A 12,514-nucleotide genomic window follows, 5' to 3' on the forward strand; every position below is an offset into this window, starting at 1 on the left:
GCCCGTCGCGCCCGGGTGCGCTCCTACGGCAGATGGATATCAGAGGGGTTGTTGCCTAGAACCACTTCTTCAGGTCCATGCCTGCGTACAGCGAAGCGACCTGGTCCGCATAGCCGTTGAACGGCTTGGTCGCGATCCGCTCGGCGAACAGCTTGCTGGCGGTGCCGGCGATGCGGCGCTCGGTCTTCTGGCTCCAGCGCGGATGGTCCACCGCCGGATTGACGTTGGAAAAGAACCCGTATTCGGAGGGCTGCAGGTCGTGCCAGGCGGTTTCGGGCATCTTCTCGACGAAGCGGATCTCCACGATCGACTTGATGCTCTTGAAGCCGTACTTCCACGGCACCACCAGCCGCAGCGGCGCGCCGTTCTGCTGCGGCAGAGGCTTGCCGTACAGGCCGGTGGCCAGCAGGGTCAGCGGATGCATCGCTTCGTCGATGCGCAGGCCTTCGCGGTATGGCCAGTTGATCGAGCGGTAGCGCACGCCCGGCATCTGCTGCGGGTCGGCCAACGTGGTGAACGCCACGTACTTGGCCTTGGAGGTTGGCGCGAAGCGCTTGAGCACCTCGCCCAGCGGCACCCCCGTCCACGGGATCACCATCGACCAGCCTTCCACGCAACGCAGCCGGTAGATGCGTTCTTCCGCGCTGATGCCCTTGAGCAATTCGTCCAGCGACAGGCTACCGGGCTTTTCGCACTCGCCACTGACCTTCACCGACCATGGCGACAGCTTCAGGGTCTTGGCGGCCTTGGACGGGTCGGTCTTGTCGGTGCCGAACTCGTAGAAGTTGTTGTAGCTGGTGACGTCTTCCAGCCGAGTCAGTTCCTCGGCGGTCCGGAAGCCGCTGCGCGCCTGCGCCGGGGTCACCACGGTCTTGGGCGGAGGCGGCGGATCGGCCTCGGCGCAGCCGGCCACGCCCAGCGCCGGGGTCAGGGCAAACAGCTGCAGCAGCCGGCGTCGGTCGCGGTAGACGGCCTCATCGGTGATCTCGCTGGACGGCGTCTTCAAGACATCGCGAAGGGACATGGCTCGCTCCTGACAGTGGCTGCTGATGAGAATAACGGACCACCGTGATGGCGCTGCCGATGGCCTACGCAAACCATACGTCTCCGCCAGTGAGAAGGATGCACATGCAACTTTTCTGCGACGCTGCCAAGGCCGGTGCGCTGCGGCATACTAGAAGGCTAGCTCGACAAGGTGTGCCATGACACGCGCGTTCAATTTCAGTGCCGGCCCTGCGACATTGCCGGAATCGGTCCTGCGCCAGGCGCAGGCGGAGATGGTCGAATGGAACGGCGTCGGCGCCTCGATCGTGGAAATCAGCCACCGCAGCGCCGATTTCATGGCCGTGGCGGCCGCGGCCGAAGCCGATCTGCGCCGCTTGCTGTCGATTCCCGATGACTATGCGGTGCTGTTCACCGCCGGTGGTGCCACCACCATCCAGGCGCTGCTGCCACTCAATTTCGCCGCACCCGGCCAGGCCGCCGACTACGTGATCACCGGCCACTGGGGCAAGACCGCGATCAGGCAGGCGGCCACCTATGTGGATGCACGCATTGCCGCCGACGGCCAGGCGGGCGGCTTCACCGACATTCCGCCAGTGGCCAGCTGGACCTTGTCGCCGCACTCGGCCTACGTGCACATCACCGCCAACGAGACCATCCACGGCGTCGAGTTCCGCGACACGCCGGCGGTGGGCACGCTGCCGCTGTTTGCCGATTTCAGTTCCTCGATCGCCTCCGAGCCGCTGGATGTGTCGCGCTATGGGCTGATCTATGCCGGCGCGCAGAAGAACCTGGGCCCGGTCGGCATCTCGGTGCTGATCGTGCGGCGCGACCTGCTCGAACGCGCTGGCCAGCCGCGCGCGGACATCTTCAACTACGCCTCGCACGCCGCACGCGATTCGATGCTCAACACGCCGCCGACCTGGAACTGGTATCTGCTCGGACTCACCGTGAAGTGGATGCTGGAGCAGGGCGGGGTGGAGGAGTTCGCCCGCCGCAACGCCGAAAAGGCCGCGCTGGTGTATGGCGCGATCGATGGTTCCGGCGGGTTCTACCGCAACCTGGTCACCCCGGCGGTGCGCTCGCGCATGAACATCCCGTTCTTCCTGGCCGACGAGCAGCTGGATGCGTTGTTCGTTAGCGAATCCAAGGCAGCCGGTCTGCTGGCGCTGAAGGGGCACAAGGCGGTCGGCGGCATTCGCGCGTCCTTGTACAACGCGATGCCGGTGGCGGGCGCACAGGCGCTGGCGAGCTTCATGCACGACTTCCAGCAGCGTCACGGCTGAGTCTTCATTCGACCGCGGCGCATGCCGCGCAGGCGCATGCGCCGCAATTTCAAGGAATGCCGAGCGATGGCTCCCAAGTCCAACAAGCCCAGTGCCGCCACCGGCGGCAAGACCAAACCGGCAGGCAAGTCCGCCGCCAAGGCTGCCGGCAACGCTGCAGACAAGCGCGCGATCAAGCCGGCCACGGCGGCACCGGTGCTGGCCGATGTGCGCGCCAAGATCGACGAGATCGACCGCACCATCCAGGCGTTGATCGCCGAGCGCGCCAACTTTGCCCATCAGGTCGGCAAGGCCAAGGGCAAGCTCGCCGCGGCGGTGGATTACTACCGGCCCGAGCGCGAGGCGCAGGTGCTGCGCATGGTGGTGGACCGCAACGAAGGCCCGCTTAGCGATGAAGTGCTGGTGCACGTGTATCGCGAAATCATGTCCGCGTGCCTGGCCCAGCAGGAGCCGCTGAAGATCGGCTATCTCGGCCCGGAAGGCACCTTCAGCCAGCAGGCGGTGCTCAAGCACTTCGGCCGGTCGGCGGTGGGTCTGCCGATGGCCACCATCGAGGAGGTGTTCCAGGAAGTGGAAGCGGGCAATGCCGATTTCGGCGTGGTGCCGGTGGAAAATTCCGGCCAGGGCACCATCCAGGTCACGCTGGACATGTTCCTGACCTCGAACCTGAAAATCTGCGGTGAAGTCGAGCTGCGCGTGCACCAGTACCTGCTCTCGCGCAATGGCCGGCTGGAAGACATCGAGCGCATCTACGCGCATTCGCAGTCGTTTGCGCAGACCGCCGGCTGGCTGCGGTCGCACCTGCCCAAGGTCGAGAAGATCGCCGTCTCCAGCAATGCCGAAGGCGCGCGCCGCGCCCGCAATGCCGAAGATGCCGCGGCGATCGGCGGCGAAAGCGCCGCGCATGTGTATGGCTTGAAGAAAGTCATCATGAAGTCGATCGAAGACGACGACGACAACACCACGCGTTTTCTGGTGATTGGCCGGCAGATCTTTCCCACCTCCGGGCATGACCGCACCTCGGTGCTGGTGTTCATCCACGACAAGCCGGGCGCGTTGTTCGACGTGCTCAGCCCGTTCGCGCGGCATGGCATCAGCATGAACCGCATCGAGTCGCGTCCCTCGCATCAGGCCAAGTGGGAATATGGCTTCTTCATCGACCTGGCCGGCCACGTGGAGGACGAGGCGATGAAGCAGGCGCTGGCCGAACTGGAAGCGCACTCGGCACAGATCAAGGTGCTGGGCTCGTACCCGGTCGCCATTCCCTGAGCGCGTGCGTCCGGCAAGCGCAGTCCTGACCGGCATGCCGTCGCCGGCGAGGTGACGGCAGCGCCACGACACTCTTCAACGCGCATCGCCGCACAGGGCGATGCCGCAGCAATCGGATCACACGCATGAGCAGCAGCACGCAGCACTGGATCGCCCGGCAGGGCAGCGCCTTGCAGGGCAGCCTGGCCATTCCCGGCGATAAATCCGTCTCGCATCGCGCGGTGATGTTCGCCGCCCTGGCCGATGGCGTATCGCAGATCGATGGTTTTCTCGAAGGCGAAGACACCCGGTCCACCGCGGCCATTTTCGCCCAGCTCGGCGTGCGTATCGACACGCCGTCGGCGTCGCAGCGCATCGTGCACGGCGTGGGCGTGGATGGTCTGCAACCGCCCAGCGAGGCGCTGGACTGTGGCAATGCCGGCACCGGCATGCGCCTGCTCGCTGGCCTGCTGGCGGCGCAGCGCTTCGACAGCGTGCTGGTCGGCGATGCATCGCTGTCCAAGCGCCCGATGCGGCGCGTGACCGGCCCGCTGGCACAGATGGGCGCGCGTATCGACACCGAAGACGACGGCACCCCGCCGCTGCGCGTGCATGGCGGGCAGACGCTGCACGGCATCGACTTCGTCTCGCCGGTTGCCAGTGCGCAGGTCAAATCCGCCGTGTTGCTGGCAGGCCTATATGCGCAGGGCGAAACCTCGGTCGCCGAGCCGCATCCCACCCGCGACTACACCGAGCGCATGCTGTCCGCATTCGGCGTGGAGATCGATTTCTCGCCCGGCAAGGCCCGCCTGCGCGGCGGCCAGCGCCTGCGCGCGACCGATATCGCGGTGCCTGCGGATTTCTCCTCGGCGGCGTTCTTCATCGTGGCAGCCAGCATCATTCCCGGCTCGAACGTGCTGCTGCGTGCGGTGGGCCTGAATCCCCGGCGCACCGGGCTGCTGGCGGCACTGCGGCTGATGGGCGCGGATATCGCCGAAGAACAGCATGCCGAGCATGGCGGCGAGCCGGTGGCCGATCTGCGCGTACGCTACGCGCCGCTGCAGGGCGCGCAGATTCCCGAAGCCCTGGTGCCGGACATGATCGACGAATTCCCGGCGCTGTTTGTGGCCGCTGCGGCGGCAACCGGGCAGACCGTGGTCAGTGGCGCTGCCGAATTGCGGGTCAAGGAATCCGATCGCCTTGCAGCGATGGCCACCGGCCTGCGCGCGCTCGGCGTGCAGGTCGATGAGACCCCCGATGGCGCCACCATTCACGGCGGCAGCATCGGCAGCGGCGTGATCGAGAGCCACGGCGACCACCGCATCGCGATGGCGTTTGCCATTGCCGGCCAGCTGTCCACCGGCGACGTGCGGGTCAACGACGTGGCCAATGTCGCCACCTCGTTCCCGGGGTTCGACAGCCTGGCGCGGGGTGCCGGTTTCGGGCTTGAAACAGCCTGAGTAGACAGACAGCGTTTGAACAAAAGCGGTAGTTCTTGGCCGGCAAGGATTGCCGGTCGAGGCGGCGCTGGCGCGCAACGCCTGTCAGTCGAGGTTCGGGTGTCGCCTTGCAGTCAGTGCGGCGATACCGCTAGCCCACTCGAGTGGTGATCCCACTCAGCGCTCTGCGGTGAACTCCACCGGCACCTGCACGCTGCTGACCACTGCATGGCCATCGCGGGTGGCTGGCTCGAAGCGCCACTGACGCAAGCTGTCCATCACCGCTGCATCCAGGCGCGGGTCGTTGCTGCCGCTGCGATCGACGATGCTCACATCGCTCACCCGGCCTTGCACATCCAGTTGCAGGCGCGCAGTACGACTGCCTTCGATACCGGCCTGTGCGATGTCTGAGGGATAGCGTGGCATCGCATTGCCAGGCAGCGGAATCGCTTCTTCGGTGCTGGTCGGCGCGCGCACGGGTTGATGCGCAATCATGGTCATGGCGCGCGGGCCTTCCGATGTCGGCAGGATCTGGCGGCTGGCCGCAGGCGCCGGGCGCGTATCGGTCGCGAAAGATTCGTCGCTGTGTCGGGCCCACCACCAGGTCGGCACCACCACCAGCACCGCCAGCAGGGTCGCCCATAGCCAGGGCGAGGCGCCATCAGCAGCGTCGTCGTGGACGTGGTCGTCGGTGTGCGCGGAGCGCTGCGGCAATGCCTGCGTGGGATGTGGCGAGGAATTGGAGATGAAGGACATGGCCGGCCTCCTGGCGCATCTTTGGGATGACGCGACCAGTCTGGTCGGCCTTGCCTGAGGCGCAGCTAAGGCAGGGCACTCAGGAGGATTCAACGCGCGGTAGACATTCAGCTTGGTCAAGCCGGTGCCGGGTCCAGTTCGATCCGCCATCTCCGGTCAACCCACGGCGCTCTCCTCGCCTGCGGCAGGTGGGCCGTCGTCGGCGTGCGGGGCAACCGACGCATCCCACCGCCGCGCCTCTTACTGCGCCGGCTTGAACTCGAACGGGATATCCAGGCTCCCGGCAATCGGCTGGCCATTGCGCTGTGCCGGATGGAAGCGCCAGCGACGCACCGCTTCCATTGCGGCGCGGTCCAGGTCGCGTGAGCCGCTGCGCTGCACCAGCGTCACTCCGCCCGGGTTGCCCGCCGCGTCCACGTCCACCCGCACCACCACGTCGCCGGCATCGCCGCGACGCAACGCCGCCGAGGGATAGCGCGGCGGCGGCATCTGACCCTGCATCGGCACCGGGCGATCTCCGCCTGCAGCAGCCGCGGCGCTTGACGGGGCCGCGCTGCCCGGCGCACCGGGAACCGCGTCTTCAGGCAACGGCATGGGGGCAGGCGCAGCCGGCGGCACGGTCTCCACCAGCGTCGGCGTTTCTTCCGGCGGTTTGGCCTGCGGCATGTCGCTGGCGCCGTCCTGGGCCGGTAGCGGCGCAGGCAGCGGCTGGATGCTGTCGTCGGCCTGCACACCGGCAGCCGGGTGGGCCGGCGAGGCCTTGTAGAAGTCGTCCTTGCGGCCGGTGGCCCACACCAGCAGGAACAACAACAGGCCGGCAACGAAAGCGATACCGGCAATTTTCAGGGTGTGGCGGGGCAGTCGCAGGACGATCTGGCGATCGGACGCAGGGCGGGGCGCGGGCATAGGGCTCACCTGAAGGATCGGGCCAATTCTGGCATAGCGGCGGTGAATCGATCGCAGCAGGTGGCGGAACAGGCGATAATCTCGCGCTTCCCACTGACTCACAGACTCCCGATGCTAGATCCGGCCCTGCTTCGCCAACATCCCGCCGACCTTGCCGAGCGCCTGCGCAGCACGCGCAGTTTCTCCCTGGACACCGCGGAACTGGAGTCGCTGGAAAGCGAGCGCAAGCGCATCCAGGTGCGCACGCAGGAACTGCAGAGCCAGCGCAATTCCAAATCCAAGGCGATCGGGCAGGCCAAGGCCAAGGGCGAGGATGTCACTGCGCTGATGGCCGAGGTGGCCGGTTTTGGTGAGGAGCTCAAGGCCTCCGAAGAAGCGCTGGACGTGATCCGCGCCAAGCTCGAGACCATTGCGCTGGGCCTGCCCAATCTACCGGCCGACGATGTGCCGCAGGGCAAGGACGAGAGCGAGAACGTCGAGCAGGCGCGCTGGGGCACGCCGCGCCAGTTCGATTTCCCGGTCAAGGACCATGTGGAACTTGGCGCGCCGCACGGCTGGCTGGACGGCGAGACCGCTGCCAAGCTGTCGGGTGCGCGTTTCACCGTGCTGCGTGGGCCGGTCGCGCGGCTGCACCGCGCGCTGGCGCAATTCATGCTCGACCTGCATGTCGGCGAGCATGGCTACGAAGAAACCAACGTGCCGCTGCTGGTCAATGCCGAGTCGATGCGCGGGACCGGGCAACTGCCCAAGTTCGAGGACGACCTGTTCCAGACCGAAGTGGGTGAATCGCGCCGCTACCTGATCCCTACCTCCGAGGTGCCGCTGACCAACATCGTGCGCGACGAGATCGTCGACGCCGAGCGTCTGCCGCTGCGCATGACTGCACACTCGATGTGCTTCCGCGCCGAAGCCGGTAGCGGCGGCCGCGACACGCGCGGCATGATCCGCCAGCACCAGTTCGAAAAAGTGGAACTGGTCACCGCCTGCGCGCCGGAACACAGCGATGCCGAACATCAGCGCATGACGCGTTGTGCCGAAGTGGTGCTGGAAAAACTCGGCCTGCCGTATCGCAAGGTGCTGCTGTGCACCGGCGACATGGGGTTCTCCGCGATCAAGACCTACGATCTGGAAGTGTGGCTGCCATCGCAGAGCACCTACCGCGAGATTTCGTCGTGCTCGAACTGTGGCGATTTCCAGGCGCGGCGCATGCAGGCGCGCTGGCGTAACCCGGCCAGCGGCAAGCCGGAACTGCTGCACACACTCAACGGTTCCGGCACCGCAGTGGGCCGCGCGATGATCGCGGTGATGGAGAACTACCAAAACGCCGATGGCTCGATCGATGTTCCCGAGGCGCTGCGTCCGTACATGGGCGGGATCGAGCGGATCGGGTAGGAGCGGTTGGCGCAATTGCCGCGCAGCGCAGCTGTCAGGCGGGCGCGGCCGATGCCCGGCGTTGTCGTGCAGCTGTGATACGCGGTGCCGCGTGTGCCGTCAGCTCCCATTGACGACCGCTCCCGCGTTCGTCAGTCACTTAAGCAGTGGTGCCCGCGTGGCTGCTGGGCTGCCAGATGTGCCGCCGCGTCACCGACAAACCTGGAACAGGAACGGGGCCAGTGATGGCCCCGTTTGCATGTCCATGCAGCGGCCTTTGCGTCGCCCGATCGTGGCGAAGCGCTCTGGCGTTTTTTCTCCACCCCAGCCGCGCGCCGCCAGCTATGCATTTACCGTGGCGAAACCGACGGAGCTCGGAGCGCCGCAGTTCGCGGTCCTGATTGCATGAAACTACATTTCTGGTGTATCAGGTCGTTGCTCTGTTGGGATAAAGGTGATTAAATGTCACTTATCGTTCTATCCATGGATGCCTGCGCCATGCACGACCTGAATGACCTGTATTACTTCGCGATGGTGGTGGACCACGGCGGCTTCGCTGCAGCCGAGCGTGCGCTCGGAATCCCCAAGTCGCGCCTGAGCCGCCGCATCAGCCAGCTCGAAACCGACCTGGGCGTGCGCCTGTTGCAGCGCTCCACGCGCCGCTTTGCAGTCACCGATGTCGGCACCAGCGTGCACCGGCATGCCCAGACCATGCTGGCCGAAGCGCAGGCCGCGCGCGAGGTGGTGGACCGTCTCAGCGCCGAGCCGCGCGGCCTTGTCCGCGTGAGCGTTCCGGTCTCGCTGGCGCAGATCCAGTTGCCCAAGCTATTGCCGGAATTCCTGGCCAAGTACCCCAAGGTGCGGCTGCAGCTCAACATCAGCAATCGCCGCGTCGATGTCATCAATGAGGGCTACGACATCGCGCTGCGCGTGCGCTCGCGCCTGGACGACGACGGCAGCCTGGTGATGCGCAGCTTCGGCCAGGTGCAGGAGTTGCTAGTGGCCAGCCCCAAGTATCTGGACCGCGCCGGGCGTCCCAAGGACCCGAGCGAGCTGGCCAACCACACCACCATGAGCACCAGTGAAGACGAAGCGCACCAGCGCTGGGAGTTGCACGGCCCCAATGGCGAGATGCGCCGCGTGGACCTGCAGCCGCGGCTGGCCGGCTTCGATTTCCCGCTGCTGCAGTCGATGGCGCGCGATGGCTTCGGCATCACCATGCTGCCGGAAACCGTATGCGCCCAGGCAGTGCGCAGCGGCGAGCTGGAAGTGGTGCTGCCGCACTGGTCGCTGCCGCAAGGCATCTGCCACGCGGTGTTCGCCTCGCGGCGCGGCCTGCTGCCGGCGGTGCGGGTGTTCATCGACTTTCTGGCCGAACACCTGCCGCAGGAAATCGAACGCTCGCGACTGGATTGCGGCGGCAATTGCGCCGAGCTGGCCGAGAAGCTCAAGCGTGCGGCCGCAACCGCACCGCGCCTGGCCGTAGCCGAAGCCGGCTGATCGCTGTGCCTGGTCGTCGACATCCGGGGTGTGGATGTCGGCCAATCAGCGCTGTGTCGCCTGGCAGCGCTGCGTAATCGGGAGCGGTGCGTAACCTGGCAAACGGAACCGCTTTGCAGCGCTGTGCAGCTCAACGACACGCGGCGCTTAGCAAAGCGCGCCCGGGCGTGCGAGAATGCGCGCCCGGGAGCAATTCCGGGTCGGGGGCAGCGCGCAATGCAGCGTCCATGGACAGACGTCACCCGCTTCACGCGTGGCGCAAGCGTGATCACCCGACGCCTTCGGCGGTCGCGCAAAGCAGCATCGGAGAGATGGCCGAGCGGTTTAAGGCACCGGTCTTGAAAACCGGCGAAGGGTCAAACCTTCCGTGGGTTCGAATCCCACTCTCTCCGCCATCGTCTCTTAAATCACTGATTTGAAATTGAGATCCGGATTGGGTCGATTGGGATGCAGGATGCATGCAGAGGGAGCGCTCGCATGTGCATCCCTTATCTTCGGTGTCCCCTAATCGGGCGAAGTCCTCCTGGGGCGCCCGAGCATGCTCGAGCTTGGTGGCCAGCATGTCGTAGAGCATGGAACCGAGCCCATGGACAAAACTGCGGGTAGGGGAAAAGGCGAAGTACCTGCCTGAAGCCGCCTTGATGACGTGCAGCGCGCAATCTCGGAACTTCACGCTGCTACGTCCGTAACCGACGCTTCGTTGCTCAGATTCGCTCCGCCGTCACTTCAACATCGCTTTTCCTCAATGTTTGGCTGGATAGGGTGCGGTTTCCCCTGATCTAACGAGGATATCCTCATGGCCGAACCCAGAGAAAACCTGCTTGATTGGCTCCGCGATGCCCATGCGATGGAGCAGCAGGCCGAAACCATGTTGAGGGGCCAGGCGTCCCGCATTGAGCACTACCCCGTCTTGAAGGCGCGGATTGAAGAGCACATCCAGGAAACGATCGGCCAGCGAGAGCTGCTCGAGGGGTGTATCAAGCGTTTGGGCGGTTCTCCCTCCACGATCAAGGACGTGATGGGCAAGATGGCAGCGCTTGGCCAGGCGGTGGGTGGGATGACCGCATCGGACGAAATCGTGAAAGGCGCGATGGCCGGCTATGTCTTTGAACACTTCGAAATCGCGTCCTACACCGCGCTGATTGCGGCGGCCAAGACCGCCGGCGACCCGGAAACGGCACGGGTGTGCGAGCAGATTCTGGTTCAGGAGGAAGCAATGGCCGACTGGCTCGCGACCCACCTGCCGGAACTCACCGAAGAGTTCCTGGTGCGCGATGCAACGCCGGGCGTCGAGGCAAAGAAGTAACCATTGGATCCCCATCGGCGCCTTGGCGGCCGTTCCGCCGGGGCGCTGCTCTGCGCCACATTCCAGTGTTCTGCGATGGGTGGAGGTGCCGAACTTCCATAGGGCGAGCACCGTAATAAGCAGCACCGGCACGATGGCAGATAGCCACACATCGAGGAGGTCACCATGACTGATGACAAGAACAACGCGGGTAGTCCGGATCGCGATCGCATCAACGTCAATGAAGACTACGAGCTGCAGTATTGGACCAAGGCTCTGGGCGTTAGCGCCGAGGAGCTTCGGGCGGCGGTCAAGGCTGTCGGCCCCACCGCAGCGGCCGTGCGTAGGCACCTGGGCAAGTAACCGGGAGTAGGGCATGTCCCTCACCGAATACCGCCGCAAGCGGAGCTTCGACAAGACCAGGGAACCCGAACCGGGGAAGGTGTTGCCATCAGGGCAACGGGCGATTTTCGTGGTGCAACTTCACCATGCCAGCCGCCGTCATTACGACTTCCGGCTCCAGGTCGGTGATGCACTCAAGAGCTGGGCCGTTCCTAAAGGACCCAGCTACGATCCGAAGGTCAAGCGCATGGCGGTGGAGGTCGAAGACCACCCCGTGGACTATGCCGCCTTTGAAGGCGAGATTCCGAAGGGGCAATACGGTGGCGGCCACGTCGCCCAGTTTGACCATGGGGTGTGGGCTACGTCGGGCGACCCGGAGGCCCAACTCGCCAAGGGACATCTACGTTTCGAGCTCTTCGGCACCAAGCTCAAGGGCGGCTGGCACCTGGTTCGGTCAGGGAAGCCGGCCAAGCAGCCGCAATGGCTTCTCTTCAAAGAGGACGATGCCTTTGCCGGCGACGTGGAAGCGGATGACCTGTTGGGCGACGTCGTCTCGCCGCCTGCTGAAGATCTGAAGCGGGCAGGGGCTGGCAAGGCCGACAAGAAAAAGCTCACAACCGTGGCCCTGCCAAAGAAGGGCCGTCGCAAGGATTGGTCGAAGAAGGCCGCCGCGCTGACCAAGGCCAAAAAAGCCGAGCCGCCAGAGGGCCCTTTCGAACCGCAGCTGGCCAAGCTCGGCGATGCCCCACCCCAGGGCGACCACTGGGTGCATGAGATCAAGTGGGATGGCTACCGCATTCTGGCCACGATTGCCGACGGTGAGGTGCGCCTTTGGTCCCGCAATGCCTTGGAATGGACCAAAAAGCTTCCCGAAATCCGGGATGCCGTCGCTGCCCTCGGGCTGACGTCGGGGGCGCTGGACGGTGAGCTCATCGCCGGCAGCGGTACCAAAGAGGACTTCAATCTCCTCCAGGCCACCCTGTCCGGGGAACGGCAAGGCACGTTGGCCTATGCCTTGTTCGATTTGCTCCACATCGACGGGGTGGATATTGCCGAGGCGCCCCTGCTGGAGCGCAAGCAACTGCTGCAGGAGTTGTTGAAGGGCAGCCCAGGGCACCTGGCCTTCAGCTCCCACATCGAGGGCGATGGGGCATCGGCCTACCGGCTGGCTGGCGAGCGCCACTTTGAAGGCATCATCTCAAAGCGTACAGACCGCGCCTATCACGCAGGCCGGAGCGAGGACTGGAAGAAGACCAAGCAGCTGGCCAGCGACGAGTTTGCCGTCGTGGGTTACACGGCGCCCAAGGGCAGCCGCGCGGGGTTCGGGTCGTTGCTCCTGGCCAAGCCCGACCCCAAGCACGGTTGGCTTTACGTTGGGC

At 65.4% G+C, this 12,514-nt stretch carries 11 protein-coding genes and 1 tRNA gene; 9 read left to right on the forward strand and 3 right to left on the reverse strand.

Going from position 1 to position 12,514, the window contains the following annotated elements:
• Positions 1-55: 55 nt before the first annotated feature.
• On the reverse strand, positions 56-1,024 hold the full coding sequence (msrP, locus tag EO174_RS22390; RefSeq protein WP_024940184.1) for a protein-methionine-sulfoxide reductase catalytic subunit MsrP: 969 nt from the start codon (positions 1,022-1,024) through the stop codon (positions 56-58).
• A 178-nt stretch (positions 1,025-1,202) separates the two neighbouring features.
• Between msrP and serC the strand changes: the two genes are divergently transcribed.
• From serC to aroA, 3 genes are all read left to right on the forward strand, one after another.
• Positions 1,203-2,288 (forward strand): 3-phosphoserine/phosphohydroxythreonine transaminase, encoded by a 1,086-nt coding sequence (gene serC, locus EO174_RS22395; RefSeq protein WP_126947608.1) that lies wholly within the window; start codon positions 1,203-1,205, stop codon positions 2,286-2,288.
• A 66-nt stretch (positions 2,289-2,354) separates the two neighbouring features.
• Positions 2,355-3,557 (forward strand): prephenate dehydratase, encoded by a 1,203-nt coding sequence (pheA, locus tag EO174_RS22400; RefSeq protein ID WP_119132432.1) that lies wholly within the window; start codon positions 2,355-2,357, stop codon positions 3,555-3,557.
• Positions 3,558-3,682: 125 nt separating this feature from the next.
• Positions 3,683-4,996, forward strand: a complete 1,314-nt coding sequence (gene aroA, locus EO174_RS22405; protein WP_126947610.1) for a 3-phosphoshikimate 1-carboxyvinyltransferase — start codon at positions 3,683-3,685, stop codon at positions 4,994-4,996.
• A gap of 156 nt (positions 4,997-5,152) precedes the next feature.
• Here aroA and EO174_RS22410 read toward each other — a convergent pair whose 3' ends face one another.
• Entirely contained in the window at positions 5,153-5,731 is a 579-nt protein-coding gene (locus tag EO174_RS22410) for a TonB family protein (protein WP_241240067.1), read from the reverse strand.
• Positions 5,732-5,971: 240 nt separating this feature from the next.
• The gene (locus tag EO174_RS22415) at positions 5,972-6,637 is read right to left on the reverse strand and encodes an energy transducer TonB (RefSeq protein WP_164740305.1); all 666 of its coding nucleotides are present in this window, start codon (positions 6,635-6,637) and stop codon (positions 5,972-5,974) included.
• 111 nt (positions 6,638-6,748) lie between these two features.
• On the opposite strand from EO174_RS22415, the gene serS reads away from it, so the two are divergent.
• The 6 genes from serS to EO174_RS22445 all read left to right on the forward strand — a co-directional run.
• Positions 6,749-8,029 (forward strand): serine--tRNA ligase, encoded by a 1,281-nt coding sequence (serS, locus tag EO174_RS22420; RefSeq protein ID WP_119129135.1) that lies wholly within the window; start codon positions 6,749-6,751, stop codon positions 8,027-8,029.
• A gap of 462 nt (positions 8,030-8,491) precedes the next feature.
• On the forward strand, positions 8,492-9,508 hold the full coding sequence (locus EO174_RS22425) for a LysR family transcriptional regulator (RefSeq protein WP_016903391.1): 1,017 nt from the start codon (positions 8,492-8,494) through the stop codon (positions 9,506-9,508).
• 305 nt (positions 9,509-9,813) lie between these two features.
• Positions 9,814-9,903: transfer RNA gene (locus EO174_RS22430), tRNA-Ser, on the forward strand.
• Between the two features lie 401 nt (positions 9,904-10,304).
• A complete protein-coding gene (locus EO174_RS22435) occupies positions 10,305-10,814 on the forward strand; it encodes a ferritin-like domain-containing protein (protein ID WP_104582833.1) in 510 nt (169 codons plus the stop codon).
• 165 nt (positions 10,815-10,979) lie between these two features.
• On the forward strand, positions 10,980-11,156 hold the full coding sequence (locus EO174_RS22440) for a DUF3606 domain-containing protein (protein WP_104582953.1): 177 nt from the start codon (positions 10,980-10,982) through the stop codon (positions 11,154-11,156).
• Between the two features lie 13 nt (positions 11,157-11,169).
• Positions 11,170-12,514, forward strand: a 1,345-nt coding sequence (locus tag EO174_RS22445; protein ID WP_305847250.1) for a DNA polymerase ligase N-terminal domain-containing protein, incomplete at its 3' end; no start/stop codon positions are given.

The organism is Xanthomonas sp. BRIP62418 (assembly GCF_003993495.1).
In the GTDB taxonomy this organism is placed as follows: domain Bacteria; phylum Pseudomonadota; class Gammaproteobacteria; order Xanthomonadales; family Xanthomonadaceae; genus Xanthomonas; species Xanthomonas euroxanthea.

Coding starts and splice junctions, on each gene's coding strand:
- msrP (WP_024940184.1), bottom strand. CDS start 1,024: ATGTCCCTTCGCGATGTCTTGAAGACGCCGTCCAGCGAGATCACCGAT.
- serC (WP_126947608.1), top strand. CDS start 1,203: ATGACACGCGCGTTCAATTTCAGTGCCGGCCCTGCGACATTGCCGGAA.
- pheA (WP_119132432.1), top strand. CDS start 2,355: ATGGCTCCCAAGTCCAACAAGCCCAGTGCCGCCACCGGCGGCAAGACC.
- aroA (WP_126947610.1), top strand. CDS start 3,683: ATGAGCAGCAGCACGCAGCACTGGATCGCCCGGCAGGGCAGCGCCTTG.
- EO174_RS22410 (WP_241240067.1), bottom strand. CDS start 5,731: ATGTCCTTCATCTCCAATTCCTCGCCACATCCCACGCAGGCATTGCCG.
- EO174_RS22415 (WP_164740305.1), bottom strand. CDS start 6,637: ATGCCCGCGCCCCGCCCTGCGTCCGATCGCCAGATCGTCCTGCGACTG.
- serS (WP_119129135.1), top strand. CDS start 6,749: ATGCTAGATCCGGCCCTGCTTCGCCAACATCCCGCCGACCTTGCCGAG.
- EO174_RS22425 (WP_016903391.1), top strand. CDS start 8,492: ATGGATGCCTGCGCCATGCACGACCTGAATGACCTGTATTACTTCGCG.
- EO174_RS22435 (WP_104582833.1), top strand. CDS start 10,305: ATGGCCGAACCCAGAGAAAACCTGCTTGATTGGCTCCGCGATGCCCAT.
- EO174_RS22440 (WP_104582953.1), top strand. CDS start 10,980: ATGACTGATGACAAGAACAACGCGGGTAGTCCGGATCGCGATCGCATC.